Annotated in this window: 18 protein-coding genes; 13 read left to right on the top strand and 5 right to left on the bottom strand. The window is 67.0% G+C overall.

Annotated elements, in window-relative coordinates:
• The first annotated feature begins 17 nt into the window (after positions 1-17).
• From pucL to OXS27_RS25060, 10 genes are all read left to right on the top strand, one after another.
• On the top strand, positions 18-860 hold the full coding sequence (pucL, locus tag OXS27_RS25105) for a factor-independent urate hydroxylase (protein WP_267359585.1): 843 nt from the start codon (positions 18-20) through the stop codon (positions 858-860).
• Between the two features lie 493 nt (positions 861-1,353).
• Complete coding sequence (locus OXS27_RS25100; RefSeq protein WP_267359583.1) at positions 1,354-1,611, top strand: hypothetical protein; 258 nt, start codon at positions 1,354-1,356, stop codon at positions 1,609-1,611.
• 459 nt (positions 1,612-2,070) lie between these two features.
• Entirely contained in the window at positions 2,071-3,183 is a 1,113-nt protein-coding gene (locus OXS27_RS25095; protein WP_267359581.1) for a BMP family ABC transporter substrate-binding protein, read from the top strand.
• Between the two features lie 88 nt (positions 3,184-3,271).
• Positions 3,272-4,402, top strand: coding sequence for an ABC transporter permease (locus tag OXS27_RS25090; RefSeq protein WP_267359625.1), 1,131 nt, complete (start codon positions 3,272-3,274; stop codon positions 4,400-4,402).
• A 10-nt stretch (positions 4,403-4,412) separates the two neighbouring features.
• Positions 4,413-5,336, top strand: coding sequence for an ABC transporter permease (locus OXS27_RS25085; protein ID WP_092044145.1), 924 nt, complete (start codon positions 4,413-4,415; stop codon positions 5,334-5,336).
• A gap of 11 nt (positions 5,337-5,347) precedes the next feature.
• A complete protein-coding gene (locus OXS27_RS25080; RefSeq protein WP_267359575.1) occupies positions 5,348-6,376 on the top strand; it encodes a formamidase in 1,029 nt (342 codons plus the stop codon).
• Complete coding sequence (locus OXS27_RS25075) at positions 6,373-7,086, top strand: isochorismatase family cysteine hydrolase (RefSeq protein WP_267359574.1); 714 nt, start codon at positions 6,373-6,375, stop codon at positions 7,084-7,086. Before OXS27_RS25080 ends, OXS27_RS25075 begins: the two co-directional genes overlap by 4 nt.
• Positions 7,087-7,091: 5 nt before the next feature.
• Positions 7,092-8,630 carry an ABC transporter ATP-binding protein gene (locus tag OXS27_RS25070; RefSeq protein WP_267359572.1) on the top strand — a complete coding sequence of 513 codons (1,539 nt, stop codon included), beginning with the start codon at positions 7,092-7,094 and terminating at the stop codon, positions 8,628-8,630.
• Between the two features lie 147 nt (positions 8,631-8,777).
• A complete protein-coding gene (locus tag OXS27_RS25065; RefSeq protein WP_267359570.1) occupies positions 8,778-9,005 on the top strand; it encodes a hypothetical protein in 228 nt (75 codons plus the stop codon).
• 134 nt (positions 9,006-9,139) lie between these two features.
• Positions 9,140-10,075, top strand: coding sequence for a LysR family transcriptional regulator (locus tag OXS27_RS25060; RefSeq protein ID WP_267359623.1), 936 nt, complete (start codon positions 9,140-9,142; stop codon positions 10,073-10,075).
• 346 nt (positions 10,076-10,421) lie between these two features.
• Here the strand turns inward: OXS27_RS25060 and OXS27_RS25055 are convergent, their stop codons facing one another.
• Positions 10,422-12,593 (bottom strand): hypothetical protein, encoded by a 2,172-nt coding sequence (locus tag OXS27_RS25055; RefSeq protein WP_267359568.1) that lies wholly within the window; start codon positions 12,591-12,593, stop codon positions 10,422-10,424.
• 209 nt (positions 12,594-12,802) lie between these two features.
• On the opposite strand from OXS27_RS25055, the gene OXS27_RS25050 reads away from it, so the two are divergent.
• Positions 12,803-13,087, top strand: coding sequence for a hypothetical protein (locus OXS27_RS25050; protein ID WP_043346816.1), 285 nt, complete (start codon positions 12,803-12,805; stop codon positions 13,085-13,087).
• A 326-nt stretch (positions 13,088-13,413) separates the two neighbouring features.
• Complete coding sequence (locus OXS27_RS25045) at positions 13,414-14,046, top strand: tyrosine-type recombinase/integrase (protein ID WP_267359563.1); 633 nt, start codon at positions 13,414-13,416, stop codon at positions 14,044-14,046.
• A 254-nt stretch (positions 14,047-14,300) separates the two neighbouring features.
• On the opposite strand, the gene OXS27_RS25040 is transcribed toward OXS27_RS25045, so the two are convergent.
• The 3 genes from OXS27_RS25040 to OXS27_RS25030 all read right to left on the bottom strand — a co-directional run bounded on the left by OXS27_RS25040 (position 14,301) and on the right by OXS27_RS25030 (position 16,609).
• Positions 14,301-14,933, bottom strand: coding sequence for an HAD-IA family hydrolase (locus OXS27_RS25040; protein WP_267359561.1), 633 nt, complete (start codon positions 14,931-14,933; stop codon positions 14,301-14,303).
• 98 nt (positions 14,934-15,031) lie between these two features.
• The gene (locus OXS27_RS25035; RefSeq protein ID WP_267359559.1) at positions 15,032-15,424 is read right to left on the bottom strand and encodes a RidA family protein; all 393 of its coding nucleotides are present in this window, start codon (positions 15,422-15,424) and stop codon (positions 15,032-15,034) included.
• A gap of 12 nt (positions 15,425-15,436) precedes the next feature.
• Positions 15,437-16,609 carry an alanine racemase gene (locus tag OXS27_RS25030; RefSeq protein WP_267359557.1) on the bottom strand — a complete coding sequence of 391 codons (1,173 nt, stop codon included), beginning with the start codon at positions 16,607-16,609 and terminating at the stop codon, positions 15,437-15,439.
• A 98-nt stretch (positions 16,610-16,707) separates the two neighbouring features.
• Here OXS27_RS25030 and OXS27_RS25025 point away from each other — a divergent pair, with 98 nt between their 5' ends.
• Positions 16,708-17,667 (top strand): LysR substrate-binding domain-containing protein, encoded by a 960-nt coding sequence (locus tag OXS27_RS25025; RefSeq protein ID WP_267359555.1) that lies wholly within the window; start codon positions 16,708-16,710, stop codon positions 17,665-17,667.
• 16 nt (positions 17,668-17,683) lie between these two features.
• Here the strand turns inward: OXS27_RS25025 and OXS27_RS25020 are convergent.
• A partial coding sequence (locus OXS27_RS25020) for a LysR family transcriptional regulator (protein WP_267359553.1) occupies positions 17,684-18,708 on the bottom strand: 1,025 nt, incomplete at its 5' end.

Here is an 18,708-nt window from a genome sequence, read left to right as displayed (position 1 = left end):
TTTTCCCGGAGATCCCCATGGCCCTGACGGCATCGCGATACGGCAAAGGCCGGGTTCGGGTGATGCGCCTGACCCGCGACGGCGACCACCACATCCCGCGCGAACTGACGCTCACCGTCCTGATGAAGGGCGGGTTCGACGCCGCCTGGACTGCGGGCGACAACCGGGCCTGCGTGGCCACCGACAGCGTGAAGAACATCGTCAACGTCACCGCGGCGAAGAACCTCTCGCTCGACAAGGAGGCGTTCGCCGAGGCCGTGGCCAAGGTCTTCCTCGACACCTATCCACAGGTGGAGGAAATCTCGATCGACGCCACGGAGACGCGCTGGCTGCGCCAGGAGATCGGTGGCCCCCCGCATGGCCACGTCTTCATCCTCGACGGCAACGGCTTCGGCTATGTCGGGCTCGTGGCGAGCCGGGGCGGTTCGGTGCTGCGCTCCGGCCTGCGCGGATTCACCTTCATGAAGACCACGCAATCGGGCTGGGCCGATTTCGTCGACGACGCCTACCGGACGCTGCCCGACACGACCGACCGCATCGCCGCCACCAGCATGGACGCGACTTGGACATGGGCCCGTGAGCCGATCGACTACGCCGCTGCTAACGCCAAGATCCTGTCGCTCCTGATCGAGGTGTTCGGCACCACCTACAGCTACGGCGTCCAGGACAGCATGTACCGGATGGGCGAGGCGGCGCTGGCCGCCGTGCCGGAGATCGACGCGATCGGCTTCGCGATGCCGAATAAGCACTACATCCCGATCAACCTGCAGCCCTTCGGCCTGGAGAACCCGGGTACCGTGTTCCTGCCCACAGACGAGCCGCACGGCCAGATCGAGGCGACGATCCGCCGGACGGGCTGAGGCGCCGCGCACGGTCCACACATCGCCTTCCTGGATCTGCCCGACATCGTTGCGGAGATCGCCCGCGGCGGCCTCGGCTTCATGGCTCTTCGCGAGGCTGCTGCCGTCACCCTGATCGCCGCGCAGGCGCCGCGTGTCCGTTCCACGCCGCACCCGCCCGCACGCTGCGTCGCCAGGCAGATTGAAGGCCTTCGACAAGCACAGCGTCGGCGACTAGCGGACAAGCCGACGCGTGCCTGCGAAAGAAGCGTGCCACCACGTCGATCGCAACGATCGTTACGCTCCGATCAGCTAAATCACTGACAATTTGATTGATTTCAACGAAAATCCGGTCGCCTGCCTCGGGGCAGGCCTCCGGAGCGCGCATCGCATCGTGCGAAAGCGCACAAATAGCGGACAGGCGTTGTTGTTTTTCTCGGCAGCGCTGCACAATTTTGTCTCTACGGAAGGTGGGCAGCCCATGCCCGGCACCTTCGTCATCGGATCCTGAGTCATGACCACCCGCATCCTTCTCGGAGCCGCTCTCGGCCTCACGCTGTCCACCGCTGCGCTCGCGCAGAGCTACACTGCGCCCGCCGGGATCCCCGCCACCACCGCGCCGGGCGGCCTGGAAGGGCGCGCGGCCCTCCCCAATCTCATGAATGACCGCGGGCGCACGGTCGGCCTCGGTCAATCCTACGAGACCACGGACGATCTGGTCACCGGCGCCTTGCGCCGCCCGCATCGGAACTACACCGGCGGCGCGCGCTGAGGGCGGCCGCCGACGCGCAACGCGACGCAGACGAACACCGGTTGATCCCTTGACGGTAGCCGAGCCCGGTTTCGCTTGAGCGCTGCGTGGCGGGCCTGATGACCGTTCCGTTCGCAGGTCTCCTCGCAAGAAGGCGCCGCGCGCAGTTCAGAAACAGGACAGCTCAACGCCGGCCCATGCGCCCCCGCATGGGCCGGCGTTCGTTCATCTCGACCGCTGTTCGGCTATATGGCAGGTCTCCGATGAAGGCTGCCCGGTTGAATCACCGGTCAGAAGCAGCAACGCACGCGTGGCGCGCGATCGCGCACGACCCGACCGATTCTTGTGCGTCTACGCAGGTCGGCATCCATCCGTGTAGTAGAAATCGTTATGGCGAATGCTGAAAATATCGGCTTCACCGTCTGTCTAACGAGGTTCTAGATTGGCTCGCGTCATCGAACGGATGGCGTGAGCAAGCGGATGCCCGTGGCAGATCTTCCTTTCACGCGCAGGCGTCTTCTCGGCGCGGGTGCCTTCCTGGGGCTCGGCGTCGCCACGGGGTCCCGCGCACGCGCGGCCGGCCCCCTGACCGTCGGTGTCATCTATGTCGGCCCGAAGGACGATTACGGATACAATCAGGCGCATGCCCAGGCCGCGAAGGCGCTGAAGGGCCTGCCCGGTGTCGAGATTACCGAGGAAGAACGCGTCCCGGAGACCAACGCCGTCGAGAAGACCATGGAGAGCATGATCAATCTCGACGGGGCGACGCTGCTGCTCCCGACATCATTCGGCTATTACAGCCCCTATCTTCTTGCCGAGGCGAAAAAGAACCCGAAGATCCAGTTTCGCCATTGCGGCGGCCTCTGGACCGAGAAGGATCCCAAGAACGCCGGCTCCTACTTCGGCTACATCGCGCAGGGGCAGTATCTGAACGGCATCGTGGCCGCCCATGCGTCGAAGTCGAAGAAGATTGGCTTCGTGGCGGCCAAGCCGATCCCGCAGGTGCTCAACAACGTCAACGCCTTCCTACTCGGCGCTCAGAGCGTCGACCCGGCGATAACCTGCCAGGTGATCTTCACCGGCGAGTGGTCGCTCGCGGTCAAAGAGGCGGAGGCAACCAACGCCCTGATCGACGGTGGCGCCGACGTGATCACCTGCCATGTCGACAGCCCGAAGGTCGTGGTCGAGACTGCCGCGCGCCGTGGCGCCTTCGTGTGCGGCTATCACGTCGACCAGTCGCCGCTGGCACCCCAGAAATACCTCACCGGCGCCGAGTGGAACTGGCTGCCGATCTACAAGGGCTTCATCGAGGCGATGCAGGCCGGCAAGACTCCCGAGAACTTCGTTCGCGGCGGCCTTGCCGACGGCTACGTCAAGATGAGCCCCTACGGGCCCGGCGTCAGCGACGCGGCCCGCAAGAACGCCGACGCGGTCAAGGCCGAGATGCTGAAGGGCGGCTACACGATCATCAAAGGCCCGCTCAAGGACAACGCCGGCAAGGAGGTCCTGCCGGCGGGCAAGGCCTACCCGGAGAAGGCGGCGGAACTGGAGAGCACGAACTACCTCGTCGCCGGGGTGAAGGGCTCGGTTTGAGGCGCGCTGGCACGGTTTCTGTCGGCCGTTCGGCGCCGACCTATCCGGAGGGCCCTGAGACGTGGTCGCGGACACAGCCCCATCAAGCCTGACCGTCGCCCCTTCGCGATCCTCGGCATTCCTCCGAATCCGCGCGTGGCTCGCGCGCCGTTCGGAGGCCGTGGCGATCCCTGTCGGAGCCGCCGCGCTCGGCTTCCTCCTGTTCGGCCTGTTCCTCGCAGCGCTGGGCAAATCGCCCTTGCAGCTCGTCGACATCGTCTGGCGCGGCGGGTTCGGCTCTTCCTTCGCGCTCGGCAACAGCTTGCAGCGGGCGGCGCCCCTGCTCTTCGCCGCGCTCTGCGTGGCCTTGCCCGCTCGGCTCGGCCTCGTGGTGATCGGCGGCGAGGGGGCGATCGTGCTGGGAGGCCTCGCCGCCGCCGCGGCGGCTCAACCGCTGGCCGCGCTGCCCGCTCTGCTGGCGGTGCCGCTGATGGCTTGCGCCGCCGCCCTGGTCGGTGCCGTCTGGATCGGTTCGGTCGGCTGGCTCCAGGCCTATCGCGGGGTGAACGCCACGATCTCCAGCCTGCTCCTGTCGTACATCGCGCTCGCCCTCTCCAACCACCTGATCGAGGGGCCGCTGCGCGACCCGACCAGCCTCAACAAGCCCTCGACCCTGCCCGTGGGCGACGCGTTCATGCTCGGGCCGATGCCGGTGATCGGCGTGCATTGGGGCCTTGGCTGCGGCGTGATCGCCTGCCTGATCGCCTACGGGCTGATGGACCGCACGACGCTGGGCTTTGCCGCGCGGATCGCGGGCGGCAACGTCCGCGCGGCCCAGATTCAGGGGTTGCCGGTCGGCGGGCTGATTGTCGGCTTCACCGCGCTGGGAGGCGCCTTCGCGGCGCTCGCGGGCTTCTTCGAGGTCGTGGCCGTCCAGGGCACCGCCAACGGCACCCTGGCCGCAGGCTACGGCTACACCGGCATCCTCGTCGCCTTCCTCGCCCGGCAGAACCCGATCGCGATCGTGCCGGTGGCCTTCCTGCTCGGCGGCATCGAGGCGTCCTCCGGGCTGATCCAGCGGCGGATGCAGCTGCCCGACGCCACCGTGCTCGTGCTCGAAGGTCTGCTGTTCCTGATCGTGCTGATGAGCGAGACGCTCTACGGCCGGTTCAAGCTGTTCAACCCGCATCTCTGGGCCGAGAAGCGCGCGCCCGTGCCCTCCGCCGCGGTGCCGGCATGAGGCTCCCGCGATGAGTGACGATCTCGGCCTCTGGACGGTGCCGCTTGCGGTGATCGGCGGAGCGATCCGCGTCTCGACACCGTTCCTGTTCGTAAGCCTCGGCGAGACGATCACCGAGCGCTCAGGCCGGATCAACCTCGGACTGGAGGGGACGCTCGTCTTCGGCGCCATGGCAGCCTACGCCACCGCCGTGATGACGGGCTCGCCCTGGGCCGGTGTCGCGGTGGCCGGGCTCGCGGGCGGACTGTTCGGCCTGCTGCACGGCTTCGTCTGCAAGTTCCCCCGGGTCAACGACGTCGCGATCGGCATCGCGCTGATGCTGTTCGGGTCGGGGCTTGCCTTCTTCCTCGGCAAGCCGTTCATCCAGCCCTCGGCCCCGCCGCTGCCGGCGATCAGTTTCGGTGGGTGGTCGGACCTGCCGCAGGTCCAGGCGGCGCTGCGCGTCAACGTGCTGTTCCTGATCGGCGCCGCGCTGTCCGTCGCCCTGTGGTGGGGCCTGCGCAACACGAGGGCCGGACTGGTCCTGCGCGTCGTCGGAGATAGCGCGGACGCGGCCCGCGCCATGGGCTACGACGTCGACCGGGTCCGGCTGCTGGCGACCGGCATCGGCGGCGTGCTCGCCGGCATCGGAGGGGCCTACCTCTCGCTTTACTATCCGGGCTCCTGGAACGAGGGCGTCTCGTCCGGCCAGGGCCTGATGGCGGTGGCGCTGGTGATCTTCGCCCGCTGGAACCCGCTCGCCTGCTTCGGCGCCGCCCTGCTGTTCGGAGGGGCGGGTGCGCTCGGCCCCGCGCTGCAATCGGTCGGCGTCTCGCAGGGCTACTACCTGTTCTACGCCGCCCCCTACGTGCTCACCCTCGCCCTCTTGATTGCCACCTCCTCGCCCGACCGGGCACTGGCCGGTGCCCCGGGCGAACTGTCCCTGTCGAAGTGAGGAACGTCGCGATGAACGGGCTCGGCGGACTGAACAAGTCTCCCAACGGCGTCGTGATCGGGCTCGTGCAGCTCCAGCTGCCGCGGATCGCCACGAAGGCCGACCTCGCCGCCCAGACCGACCGCATCGTCGCCATGGTCGCCAAGGCGCGGAGCAACCTCGCGACGATGGACCTCGTCGTCTTCCCCGAATACGCCCTGCACGGCCTGTCGATGGACACCGATCCGGACATCCTGTGCCGTCTCGACGGTCCCGAGGTCGCGGCCTTCAAGCAGGCCTGCATCGACAACCGGATCTGGGGCTGCTTCTCCATCATGGAGGCCAACCCGAACGGCAGCCCGTTCAATTCCGGGCTGATCATCGACGATGCCGGCGCGGTGAAGCTCTATTACCGCAAGATGCATCCGTGGGTGCCGGTCGAGCCGTGGGAGCCTGGCGATATCGGCATCCCGGTCATCGAGGGTCCCAAAGGTGCCAAGATCGCCCTGATCATCTGCCACGACGGCATGTTCCCGGAAATGGCGCGCGAATGCGCCTACAAGGGCGCCGAAATCATGATCCGCACGGCCGGCTACACGGCGCCGATCCGAGAATCCTGGCGCTTCACCAACCAGTCGAACGCCTTCTGCAATCTGATGATCACCGCCAGCGTCTGCATGTGCGGCTCCGACGGTGCCTTCGACTCGATGGGCGAGGGCATGATCTGCAATTTCGACGGGTCCGTGATCACCCACGGGACCACGGGTCGTGTCGACGAGATCATCACGGCGGAGGTGCGGCCCGACCTCGTTCGCGAGGCGCGCATCCACTGGGGCGTCGAGAACAACATCTACCAGCTCGGCCATCGCGGCTACACGGCCGTGAAGGGCGGCGCCCAGGACTGCCCCTACACCTATATGCACGACCTCGCCGCGGGCCGGTACGCGCTGCCATGGGAAGACGCGGTGAAGGTCGTCGACGGCACGGGCTGCGGCTTTCCGGCGCCGACCCGCTCCTACGGCGCGGCGCAGACGCCGGCTCCGCGGGAGGCGGCGGAGTGAGCGGGGTCCCATGCCCCGGCGCGACCGCCGCCGGCACCTACGTGGCGGCCGAGCCCTATCCCTGGCCCTATGACGGCGACCTGCGCTCCGGGAACACGGCGCTGGTCATTATCGACATGCAGACCGACTTCTGCGGACCGGGCGGCTATGTCGACGCCATGGGCTACGACCTCGCGCTCACCCGCGCTCCGATCGGCCCGATCGCGGATTTGCTCGCGGCGGCGCGGGCCCACGGCTACCACGTGATCCACACGCGCGAGGGCCACCGCCCGGACCTCGCGGACCTGCCCGCCAACAAGCGCTGGCGCTCGCGCCGGATCGGGGCCGGAATCGGCGATCCCGGCCCGTGCGGCCGGGTTCTGGTGCGCGGCGAGCCGGGCTGGGAGATCATCTCAGAGCTAGCGCCGCTGCCCGGCGAGCCGGTCATCGACAAGCCCGGCAAGGGCTCGTTCTGTGCAACCGACCTGGAGCTGATCCTCAACCAGCGCGGCATCCGCAACCTGATCCTGACCGGCATCACCACCGATGTCTGCGTCCACACCACGATGCGCGAGGCCAACGACCGCGGCTTCGAATGCGTGATCGTCTCCGACGGCACAGCCGCCACGGATCGCAGCAACCACGAGGCGGCGCTGCGGATGGTGACGATGCAGGGCGGCGTCTTCGGAGCGGTCGCCGCCTCCGCGGCGATCCTCCAGGCGATGGGGTGAGCGCGATGGACACCACCACGCCCGGCGCCATCGGCGTCGAGACGATCGGCATGACGAAGCGTTTTGGGGCCTTCGCGGCCCTCGACGACGTGTCGATGAAGATCGAGGCCGGCGGCTTCCACGCCCTGCTCGGCGAGAACGGCGCCGGCAAGTCGACGCTGGTCAAATGCGTGATGGGCTTCTACGCGCCGACAGCCGGCAGCGTCCTGGTCGACGGGCGCGAGGCCGAGATCACCAACCCGAAGGGTGCGCAGGCAAACGGCCTGGGCATGGTCTACCAGCATTTCACGCTGGTGCCGTCTCTGACGGGGGCGGAGAACCTCGTGATCAGCCGCGCCGACGCGCCGGCGATCCTCGACTGGAAGGCCGAGCGCGCGGCGCTCTCGGCCTTCATGGCCGGGATGCCGTTCCGACTGAATCTCGATCGGCCGGTCGCGGAACTCGCCGCGGGCGAGAAGCAGAAGCTGGAGATCGTCAAGCAGCTCTATCTGAAAGCCCGCTTCCTGATCCTCGACGAACCGACCTCGGTGCTCACGCCCGACGAGGCGGAGGAAGTGCTGGGACTCCTGCGCGCCATGACCGACCGCAGCGCCCTCACCGTGCTGATGATCAGCCACAAGTTCCGGGAGGTCGAGACCTTCGCCCGCTCGCTGAGCGTTCTGCGCCGCGGCAGGCTGGTGGGCGGCGGCGCGGTTGGCGACCTCTCGCGCGACGATATGGCGGCGATGATGATCGGGGAGCGGGTCGTGCGCCCGATCGCGGCCCGGATCGGCGAGCCGGATGCGAAGCGCGAGATCCTGCGCATCGAGGAACTCGACGCCACCGACGCGTCGGGCCTGCGCCGCATCGCGATCGCGGACCTGCGCGTCCGGGCGCGGGAGATCGTCGGCATCGCGGGCGTCTCCGGCAACGGGCAGAAGGAGCTCGCCGACGTGCTCGGCGGCCAGATCCGCGCCGCCGGCGGGCGCGTCGCGGTGGCCGGCGAGCCCTATACCGGCCGGCGCGCGCAGAGCCGGGCGCGTCGCGTGCGCTTCATCCCGGAGGAGCCCCTGCGCAACGCCTGCGCCCCGCGGATGTCGGTCGCGGAGAATCTGGCTTTCCGCGCCTTCGACCGGCGTGGCGAGGACCCGTCCGGACCGCCAACCCTGTGGCTCGACAGGGGGGCGATGACCCGTCGCGCCAAGGATCTGATCGGGCGCTTCAAGGTGAAGACCGCTTCCTCCGAGGCGCCGATCGCGACCCTGTCAGGCGGCAACGTGCAGCGCGCGGTGCTCGCACGCGAGCTGACCGACCCGGTCGATCTGCTGATCGTGGTCAACCCCTGCTTCGGCCTCGATTTCGCGGCGGTGTCGGAGATCCGCACCCGGATCGTGGCCGCCCGCAACGCCGGCGCGGCGGTACTCCTGATCAGCGAAGACCTCGACGAGATCCTGGAACTGTCGGATCGGATCGTCGTGATGTCGGACGGGCGCTTGGTCTACGAGACGGCTGCCGCGACGGCCGAGATCGGAACGATCGGCCGGCACATGGCCGGTCACCATTGACGCGCGCAGGGCGCCACCCGGCATTTCGATTTTCTCGAACGTTTTGATCTAGTCTTTTCGGGTTTTCGCGCGGTCGGGACGGGACCATCTTGACGGCATCGGATGACGGCGACGCGCCGTCACTCCACCGGATTGATGGAGCCCACCATGTCCCGCCTGCTCGTCGCCTCCGTCCTTGCCCTCACCTTCGCGGCCATCACGGCCGCCCAGGCCCAGAGCTACACCGCTCCTGCCGGCATCCCCGCCGCCGCGGCCCCCGGGGGCGCCAGCGCCTCCGAGCCCAGCCGTCCCTGGACCGGAGGTGCGGTGAACGCCTCCGACAGGCTGACGACCGGGTCCGTGACCCGCAACGGCCGGGGGGCCGCCCGCCGCTGAGCCGATACGCCTCGCGCGACGAAGCTCGTTCCGGACACGGGGCCGGCTTCGTCATGTCGGGCACGGGACTGGCGGTTCCCTTGCTTGTCGAGACCTCCGGAAAGGCGGCGCGCGCGTCGTTCGAGGATTTCGACATGCATGGACCTGGGACGCCGACCCTCGATCAATTGCGCGTCTTCCTCACCGTAATCGAGTGCGGCAGCTTCGCGGCCGCAGGGCGGCGCCTGAACCGCGCGACTTCGGTGATCAGCTACGCGATCGCCAACCTTGAGCTCCAGCTCGGCCTGCCGCTCTTCGACCGTGCAGCGACGCGCAGGCCGCAACTCACCGAGGCCGGGCGCGCCGTGCTGGCCGAGGCGCGTACCGTCGCCCACGGCATCGATGCGCTACGCGCGAAGGTCAGCGGCCTGCTGGGCGGCCTGGAGGCGGAGGTGCGCTTGGTCGTCAGTGTTCTGATGCCGGGCGCCCGACTCGTGGACGCGCTCACCGCCTTCCAGGCGACGTTTCCCACCGTCTCGCTGCGCCTGAACGTCGAGGCCCTCGGCGCCGTCCAGCACCACGTCGTCACCGGCAAGGCTGTGCTCGGCATCAGCGTCGAACTCTGGAACCGGGAGACCGATCCGCTGGAACGGATCCCGGTGGGCGACGTCGAGATGATTACGGTGGCGGCCCCCGGCCATCCCTTGGCGAAGGCCGGCTCTCAGGTCCCGGGCGCCGCGCGGGACCATATCCAGCTCGTGATCGCCGACCGTTCACCGCTCTCCGAGGGCCAGGAATTCGGCGTGATCGCCGACCGCACGTGGAGGCTCTCGGATCTCAGCACCAAGCACACGCTGCTTCTGGCCGGGATCGGCTGGGGCAGCATGCCGGCCCATATGGTCGAGGCGGACCTCGCGGCGGGGCGCCTCGTCGCGCTGCCCGTGCCGGACGCGAAGCATCGCCGGCTGCCGTTCACCGCGATCTACCGGAGCGATGATCCACCAGGCCCGGCCGGGCGCTGGCTTATCCGCCGCTTCACCGAGCAGGCCGCGACAAACCCCGCCGCGGCGCGGCCGATCGCATTTTTGTAGCTGTCGATACCAAGTCCCGTTGCCGTCGCTGAGCGGCGACGGCTCATGGCGCGTACGCGAAGCGTACCGGCGATCACGAAGAGGTCTGAACCGATCGATACGCTGAGCATCCGATCCAAGATTGGCTGGTGGTCAGCGGTCGCTGCGAGCGGTGCTCGCGGTCTTCGGGCTTCGTCGCGGCGCAACTATCAAGTCTGCTTCCCTGGTTGATTTGCGCGGAAGCTGCCATTCCGCTCTCGGCCAGTTCCAGTCCCGCACGCTGGCACCCTGAACGTTTGGGTTGGGTGGAGAGCTGCCGGTCCGCTTCGGGGCGCTAGCTTGGGGAACCGGATGTTCGAGGCAGGCTCTATGGGATTTGCGTGTCTCGGTGATCACTAATCGACAACGGCGCATCGGTGATGTCGTCCATCACGAGCTGGTTCAGCGCACAGATGAACGAAGACAGTCGGTAGCCGTCGTGGCGTGAGAGAGCATTGTCGAAAGCCCGGACATTCCAGAACGGGTCGTTGGGGCGGGTGATCGGCGCAATGCCGGTCAACTGAAGGCCGTGCAGGAAGCGAGCGGCCGGGCCGTTCTCGCCGGATCCGCCAGGCGCGAGCGCGGCGCTGTCCCAAAAGTTGCCGCGCCGGTCGGCGCGCGCCATCCGGGCTCGCGTCAGCCAGCGGTCGGAGCGTGGGCAGTCGAGAGCGGCATCGGCGAGGGTGGCATAGGGGTGGTGTCGCTCAAGGCCCGGATCATTGAGCCCAAGCAGTTCGTGGGTCGTGCCGAAGGGCGCAGCCGAAGGCTGGGCATCCGCGAGCACGCCGGCCGCCGGCCGCGGCGGGTCGAGATTGCCGATGGTGTGCGAATCCTCTCGGGCGGTGTTCTGGAACGGGAAGGTTGCAGCAAGCAGCGACAGGGTGCGCAGCGGCAGCGTCAGCAATCCGGCTCCGAGGTCGATGGGCGCCGGGGGGGTGCAGCTCTCACCACGGGGCTGGCGGCCCTCGAACCGCGCAGCCACACGGTCGAGAAAGCCCGCGGCCGGGCGGAAATCGAACTTGAAGGTCGGGAACAGGTCGTGGGTCGCCCGATCGTAGTCGACGCCCGCATCGAACATGCTGTCCGTCGCCGAGAGCCGGCTCCGGATCTTGCGGCGGGCGGCCGCGAAGGCGTCATCGACATCGAGACCGATCCACGCGCAGTCCCCAGGCCGCAGGCCACCGGCCGGGAAGGCCAGAGCCGCCGTCACCGACATCAGGACCGGCCGCTGGTTGGGCGGGAAGTAGCCGTCTCCGCGCTCAACCTCTGAAGCCGGCGTGTGCGCATCGGCATGGTCGGCCAGCTTCAACCAGACCTCGCGCTGGATTGCAGTCCACTTGCTCGCTTCGGAGGCGGGATTGATCAGGACCACGAGATTGCCCAGGACCGGCGGTAGGGTTTCTCCAAACCGATGGCGGTGCACCGCCTTGACCATGTCGTCCTTGAGCCCGCTCGCAAGCATGTTGCCGCCGAGGCTGTGCCCGGCGACGATCAGCTTGTTGTGCGCGCCCGGCGCGCCGAGCGTGGTCTCGAGTGTGCGAAGGGCTGAGATCGCCGCCGGCGCGATGGCTTCGCTCACCGGCTTTCGATCGAACAAGGTGGCGCCGGCCGACAGGTTGCCGAAGAAGCCGCCGATCGCGTCGCCGAACCAGAGCTGCAGTCCGCGCTCGTCGACACGCGCCCCACGCCAGCCGATATAGATCGCCGTGACGTCCATATCGCAGACACTCGGGTCGCTCGGGCAGCGCTGCGCAAGGAAACGGGCCGCGTGGGCCGCGTAGAGGCGCAGATCCGCCACGTTGCCGTCGCCGATCCGCGCGTCGTGCCGCCAGCCGTGGACGAAGGCGATCACGTAGTGCGACCCGGTCGAAAGATGCTGCTTCAGGGCATCGAGCTGGGTAATGACGGGCTTGACCATCGTGGCCGGCAGGCCCTTGGCCCGCATCTCGGTGTCCATGGCGTGGCGGAGCATCGCGCTGTCGATGGCCGTGTCGTTCGCCCCTTCGCGGGAAACCAACGCGTAAGGTTCGCCATCCTCCTGGAACTCGATGAAACCGAGGTGGTAGGCGAGGTCCCGTCCGCCGGCCTCGCGGGACGGGACGATGTGGCGCTGCAGAGTGCAACGCAGCCGTGTCGTCCAACGCGCATCCGTCGCGATCGCCCTGTCTTCGTCGTTGCTGGCATCGACCCAGCCGTCGCCGTCGGACGGCATCGCCGCCCGCAGGGTCTCACGGCCGGTATCGGCCAGGACCGTCCAGCCCTTCGCGAGCCCGTCACGGCATTCGGCGAGGCTCGGGTCGAGGTTGCGATAGGCGTGCGCCTTGTCTGTCGCGAGCACGACGTAGTTCAGGAATAGGATGCCGAAGGCCGCGAGGACGAGCGCGCCAGCAATCCGGGCCGTGGTACGCAACGCGTACAGCACCCCACGAACGAGCCCGAAGGCCGTTCGATATACGGCGCGCCGCCGCTCGCCCTGCGCCGTCGCCCGTTCGATACTCATTGCGCCCGCATCCTGATCGGTCGCACCAAGGGTTGCCGCATTAGCCGGAGGGCATGCAGCGTCATCGCGATTCCTCTCCGTCCTACCGCATTGCCGCCCTTCGTTCGCCGTGGGCTCTCCGTTACGGGGCGGGTGATCACGATCCCCTCCCGGTAACGGCTTGGCCCGGGCCTGCGAAATCCCATCGATCGAACCGGAAGGAATCCATCATGATGCGCGCAATTCTGCCGGCTGTCGCTCTCCTCGCCGGCACGGGGGTGGCTACAGCCTCCCTGTCGAGTCTTGTCGGCGCGTGGGGGCATGATTTTGTCGTCACACCGTTCGAGCCGATGCAGCTCATGGTTGCGATGGCGACCGACAAGATCACTGGCAAGCAGTTTAACGTCATCAAGATGCCAGACGGTCACGTGATGGCGGTGGTGCCCTTCGACCAGATGGCGAAGATGCCAGAGATCGACCGCAAAAGCCTGATGCCGATCAAGGGGGGAGGCTGATCGATCGAACACTTGTTGAATGTCGGGTCAGAGGCATCCAGCGGGATAACCGGTGCGATTGAATTCGGTTGTTTCTTACCGTTCAGCCAGTACCGCACGAACGGCCACTTCCCTTACCTCCTCACGGAAGCAAGGCAGCCCGATTTAGGCCAATTCTGCCATCCGCAGAAATAAGCGCTTACGGCCGCTTTCTGGCAGCCACAAAATCGGCTCATGCGGCTGGGTTGGGTCGTCAGCGGAACGTCCGCAAATGCTCGCCCTCATCTCAGTCCATCGGTTCGGGTGTCTCCTCGCCTTGTCGGCAGGGGCCGGCAAGGAGACAGGCGATGGGGCATTCCGCACACGATCCCGCCACCAAAGGACGGCCGGCCTGGAACGCCGGCCGCAAGCTCGGCGCCAAGCGCGCCCTCAAACCTCAGCAGGTCTGGGCCATCCGGTTCTGGCTCGACCGTGAACGGCGCATACGCGACCGGGCGATGTTCGACCTCGCCATCGACAGCAAGCTGCGCGGCTGCGACATCGTCAAACTCAAGATTGGCGACCTCGTCAGCGGCGGTCGCGTCCGTAGTCGCGCCATCGTCATCCAGCGTAAGACCGGTCGACCAGTGCAGTTCGAGTTGCTCGAACCCGCCCGTACCAGCATCCTCTCCTGGCTAGAGGCCAGGGGTGGATCGCTCGACGACCATGTCTTCCCGAGCCGGCTCGACGGCGTCACGCACATCAGCACCAGACAGTATGCACGCTTGGTCGATGAGTGGGTCGCGGGCATCGGGCTGCGCAGCGAGGACTACGGAACCCATTCCCTGCGTCGCACCAAGGCGTCGTTGATCTACAAGCGGACTGGCAACCTACGTGCCGTCCAGATCCTGCTCGGCCATACCAAGATCGAGAGCACGGTCAGGTATCTCGGTGTCGACGTTGAGGATGCTCTGACCTTAGCGGAAGGCACTGAGATTTGAGCACTGGCCCCCTCGGCTCCCGGGTCGAGGGGCTTTCAAACCGGCCCGGCTGCAAAGCGCCCAATTCGGTCGTACAGGACTTCGCCGCTCCCTCTTCAAAGCGGACATCGATAACCTGAACAGGTTCCGATTGGAACTTACCCGAAATTTGTGGCCGGCCCCGTTTTAGACGCGCAGGAGCTCCTTTGCTGGCGACCGACCGTCCAATGCATTCTGCGGCAAAACCCAGCCAAATGGGAACTTTCCGTTCTCCCTCACCAATCGATGAAGGTCTGCAATGAATCGAGCGTGCTCTCGCGCGCCAGCGGTGGCGGCACGCCGTCGGGAGCTGCCATCCCGATGCGGTCATGCCAATACGTCGCTAGGCCGACCTGACCCGTTCCGACGAGGTCGTATGCCGAGCCCGCAACGAACAAACAGCGAGAGCGCTCTGCTCCGAGGGCTTTGAGTCCCAACTCATATGGTCGGGGGTCAGGCTTGTAAAATCCGGCTCGCTCCGCCGTGACAACGACGTTGAAGTCGACACCCAAGCAACCGGCCGCGATGCGACCCAACCGCTCGGAGCAATTAGTCACCACGCCGAGCGGCACTGACTTCGCTGCAAGGGCCTGCAAGGTCTGTGTCACGCCAGGCCAGGGTTGGAGTTCCCCGTAACGGTCCTCAAGGTCCTGTGCCAGTCGGCGAGGTAGACCGACTGCTTCAGCTGCTTCGGCGACGAGATCTTCGTAGGGCCGGTACGCACCCGTCCGGTAGGTGATCTGCAGGTACTCTGCCCGCCATCGGCGGCCATCTTTCTCGCTGCCTGCGATCGCGTTCCACAAGGACCAACTGTCCAGCAGGGCCGTCAAGAGATCGAACAAGACGGCGTCGAAACGGTGAGTGGTCATTGCTGGCATCTCCGAGATTACCACCCAGATGTCATCCGAGCGCGGCCGGACGGCGCATTGGAGGTTAGTTCATCGCTAGTGCGCCATGGGTTGGGACGTCAGGGCGCGCGTGTGGCGACCGCCTCGACCTCCACGAGATAGCCGTGATGCAACTGCGGAACCGGCAACACGGCGCGAGCTGGCCTCGCCGGTCCGAATAGCTCAGCGAAGATTTGGTCGAATACCAACCAATGTTCGACGCCGACGAGGTAGGCCGTCACGCGCAGCACGTGGTCCGGACAGGAGCCTGCCTCGGCCAGGACCGCCAGCAAGTTGGCGAGCGCTCGTCGGATCTGGGCCTCGACTGTCGCGTCGGCCATGTGGGTACCGTCAGGTCGGAGTGGGAGCTGCCCCGAGACGAAGACGAGATCCCCCCATGCTGTGGCTTGGACATAGTGGCCTGCCGGTGCCGGAGCCCGGGCGGTCGCGACACGCTGAATTGGTGCTTTCATCGTTGGCGTCTCCTACCAGCCGTTGATGCGCGGCCACACGGCGCCGACTCGTCCGTCACCGTTGAGCACATGGTAGCAATCGTGCTGGGCACCGGTGGCGCAGGCATGGTTCGGCAGGATGCGGACCCGTGCGCCGATGGGCAGGTCGGGCAGATCGGTTCCGGTGCCCGGGCGGAGGGCGAGAATGCCGTGCTCTTGGTTGACCTCGGCGACGAGCAAATCGGGATAGGGGCGGCCCGCAAGGTCACAGACTACGCCGTATTCCTGGTCCACCGCCTGCCGCGCCGTGCTCCGGTCCCGTGACAGCGCCATCCAGCCCGCATCGGTGATGATCCAGCCCCTGTCGCGGCGATGTCCGATGACGGTGGCGAGCACGCTGAGCGCAATATCCCTGACCGCGACGGAGCCGACTCCTGCCTGGAACAGGTCGCCGAACATGAACACACCGGCGCGGACCTCGGTGACGCCGGAGAGATCCCGGGCCCAGCGCGCGGTCGGGGTCGAACCGACGCTGACTATTGGGCAAGGCAAATCCGCATCGCGCAAGATGGCGGCCGCGGCCACCGCCGCCGCCCGCTCGCGCTCCGCGGCCTCTGTGAGCGCCTCGGGTTCGTTGAGGCCGTAGCTGTCGCCGGCGTGCAGAAGTACCCCCCGCAGCGCCGTGCCCAATGCGCGTCCGATCGCGACAATCGTCTGCGCGTCCTCCGGCGGCACACCGGAGCGGTGTCCGTCAGCGTCGATCTCGATCAGCGCCGGCAGGACATGGCCGGAATGGACACCCCAGGACGCGACCGCTTCCGCTTGCTCGACCGAGTCGAGCAGCACGGTAAGCGTCGTGTCCCAACGCCTTCGGATCATGTCGACGCGATCGAGTTTCTGGGGGGTGATTCCCACTGCGTAGAGGATGTCTTGCACCCCGCCCTCGGCGAAATATTCCGCCTCGCGCAGCGTCGAGACCGTTGCAGGACCCGCCGGGCTGGTCATGGCGAGACGGGCGACCTGGATCGACTTCGCCGTCTTGAGGTGCGGTCGGAATCCGACACCCAGCTGCCGAAGATGCGCATGCATCCCTGCGAGGTTCGCCCGGAGGCGCGTTTCGTCTAATATAAGGCATGGGGTCGATAGTACGGGCGACGCCAAGTCGACTCGCCCCAGATTGATCGTGGTATCGGATCCGGCGTTCAACACGCCCGCCTCCCGCGCTTGCTGATCCGAGTGAAAAATCATAGCGGAAGAAGAAGCTCTATTAACCCTTACTTCATTTTGGATTAAGGGGGGCCTTAATGCTCGACACAGAAGACCTCCGCTTTTTCGCTGTCGTCGCGGCCAGCCCCTCCCTCGCCGCCGCCGCACGCGCATTGAACGTGTCACCGCCTGCCGTGACGCAGCGATTGCGAGCTTTGGAGAAACGACTGCGGGTCCACTTGATGGACCGTTCCGGTCGCGGCCTCACTCTCACCGACGAAGGTGAGCTGCTGGCCGAGCACGGGCGCGACCTTCTCGCCGCTTTCGACGACCTCGACAATGCATTGGCCGAGCGTCGCGGGGAGGTGATCGGCCACTTGCGGGTCGTCGCGCCTTTCGGCTTTGGGCGCCGTCACGTCGCACCGGTCGTGGCGGCTTTCCGCATCCTGCATCCAGGGGTCAGAGTCGACCTTTTGCTCTCGGACCGCCTCGGCCGCATGCCGTCCGAGATGTGGGACCTCGCCATCCACGTGGGTGAGATCAAGGAAGCAACCCCGAGCCTGACTGTCCGCGCGCTCGCGCCGAACGACCGTGTCCTTTGCGCGGCACCCGCCTACTTGGCGCAGCGTCCGGCTCCTCTGACGCCCGCCGAGTTGAAAGATCACGTCTGCATCGCGCTGCGCGAGAACGACGAGGATGTCACGCTCTGGCGCTTCTGCTCGGCCGATGGCGCGGAAGAGCGCGTCCGGATCGACGCGGGGCTGGCCAGCAACGACGGCGAGGTGGTGCGGGGCTGGGCCCTCGCCGGCCTCGGTGTGATCATGCGCTCAGAGTGGGATGTCGCGGACGACCTGCGGACGGGGCGGCTGGTTCGCGTCCTCGAAGGTCATGCTCTGCCTCCCGCTCCGGTCGTGGCACTGCTCGGGTCGAAACGGCAAGCGCGCGCGGCGAGGACCGAGAGGTTCCTGGCGGCGCTGAAGCAATCGCTTGATCCGCTCCCGTGGCGCGAGCATCGGCATCCCGCCGACATGGCACAAGCCGGTCGATCCTCGCCGTAGGGAGACGGACCCACGCCTAGGCGTCTCCTCCCCGGGACCGGCCCGTCCCAGGCAGACCAACCTCTTCTGCTCCGACCGCCTCCAACCGCAGAAACTCAATGAGCAGGGCCACCAACCTGTGGGGGCGACCGACACCCGAGCGCGCGACGAAGCGCCAAGAGGCGACCCGGGAGGCAAACGGCCATATCCGCACGAGGCGTCCGCTGGCGAGTTCGGAGTCGATCAGCGGCGAGCGGCCGAGCGCGAGCCCGGCGCCATCGAGGGCGGCCGCGATAACCTGGCTGAAGCTCGCGTACCGGATCACGCGAGGCTCGACGTCGCCCGGCAGATCGAGCTCCGAAGCCCAGCTGTTCCAGTCCAGCTCCGGACTGCCCTCGCACTCCTCCTGCAGGAGACGGTGCCGGCGAAAGACATCGGGTGTGACCGGGGTCAGACTCGGACTGCAGACGGGAAAGACATGCTCGGCCAACAGGACGACATCATCGGTTCGGATATGCTTGGCCGGCGCATAGACGATCGCGAGATCGATCGGATGGCGTGAAAAGTCGGGTTCGTCGGGTTGGATGATCGCGTTGATCGAATAGTCAGGGTGAACTTTCGCAAAATCCGCGAGCCGTCGCGGCAGCCACATTGTTGAGAACGGCAGGTTTGCGGAGACGGTTAGCCTGTTCTTAATCCCTTTAATCTCGGTGCAAGCTTCTTCGAGGACCAGAAGCGCCTGTTCGACAGCCGGTAAGAGCCGCGCGCCGGCGGGCGTCACAAGGATGCCGCCAACGCCGGTGCTCCGCTCCAGCAACCGGGTCCCCAGGTCGCGCTCAAGCGCCCGGATCCGATGGCTCACGGCGCTGGTGGACACATTCAGCTCCGCCGCGGCCCGGGCAAACCCGCCCAGGCGGATTGTGGCCTCGAAAGCCGACAGGGCGGCGAGGGGCGGGATGTGGACCATAGGGTGTTGTAGAAAACTCAATACCCCCTGAAAAGGTATCTTTTGCCCAGCTACCGATCGCACAGTAGCGTTGGTTTGCCTCGCCGCGGCAGGCC

Origin of the sequence: Methylobacterium sp. GC_Met_3, assembly GCF_026540775.1 — a bacterium.
Lineage (GTDB): Bacteria > Pseudomonadota > Alphaproteobacteria > Rhizobiales > Beijerinckiaceae > Methylobacterium.
The sequence above is the reverse complement of the archived record's forward strand: the minus strand, read 5'-3'. Positions and strand labels throughout refer to the sequence as shown.

Coding starts and splice junctions, on each gene's coding strand:
- pucL (WP_267359585.1), top strand. CDS start 18: ATGGCCCTGACGGCATCGCGATACGGCAAAGGCCGGGTTCGGGTGATG.
- OXS27_RS25100 (WP_267359583.1), top strand. CDS start 1,354: ATGACCACCCGCATCCTTCTCGGAGCCGCTCTCGGCCTCACGCTGTCC.
- OXS27_RS25095 (WP_267359581.1), top strand. CDS start 2,071: ATGCCCGTGGCAGATCTTCCTTTCACGCGCAGGCGTCTTCTCGGCGCG.
- OXS27_RS25085 (WP_092044145.1), top strand. CDS start 4,413: ATGAGTGACGATCTCGGCCTCTGGACGGTGCCGCTTGCGGTGATCGGC.
- OXS27_RS25080 (WP_267359575.1), top strand. CDS start 5,348: ATGAACGGGCTCGGCGGACTGAACAAGTCTCCCAACGGCGTCGTGATC.
- OXS27_RS25070 (WP_267359572.1), top strand. CDS start 7,092: ATGGACACCACCACGCCCGGCGCCATCGGCGTCGAGACGATCGGCATG.
- OXS27_RS25065 (WP_267359570.1), top strand. CDS start 8,778: ATGTCCCGCCTGCTCGTCGCCTCCGTCCTTGCCCTCACCTTCGCGGCC.
- OXS27_RS25060 (WP_267359623.1), top strand. CDS start 9,140: ATGCATGGACCTGGGACGCCGACCCTCGATCAATTGCGCGTCTTCCTC.
- OXS27_RS25055 (WP_267359568.1), bottom strand. CDS start 12,593: ATGAGTATCGAACGGGCGACGGCGCAGGGCGAGCGGCGGCGCGCCGTA.
- OXS27_RS25050 (WP_043346816.1), top strand. CDS start 12,803: ATGATGCGCGCAATTCTGCCGGCTGTCGCTCTCCTCGCCGGCACGGGG.
- OXS27_RS25045 (WP_267359563.1), top strand. CDS start 13,414: ATGGGGCATTCCGCACACGATCCCGCCACCAAAGGACGGCCGGCCTGG.
- OXS27_RS25040 (WP_267359561.1), bottom strand. CDS start 14,933: ATGACCACTCACCGTTTCGACGCCGTCTTGTTCGATCTCTTGACGGCC.
- OXS27_RS25035 (WP_267359559.1), bottom strand. CDS start 15,424: ATGAAAGCACCAATTCAGCGTGTCGCGACCGCCCGGGCTCCGGCACCG.
- OXS27_RS25025 (WP_267359555.1), top strand. CDS start 16,708: ATGCTCGACACAGAAGACCTCCGCTTTTTCGCTGTCGTCGCGGCCAGC.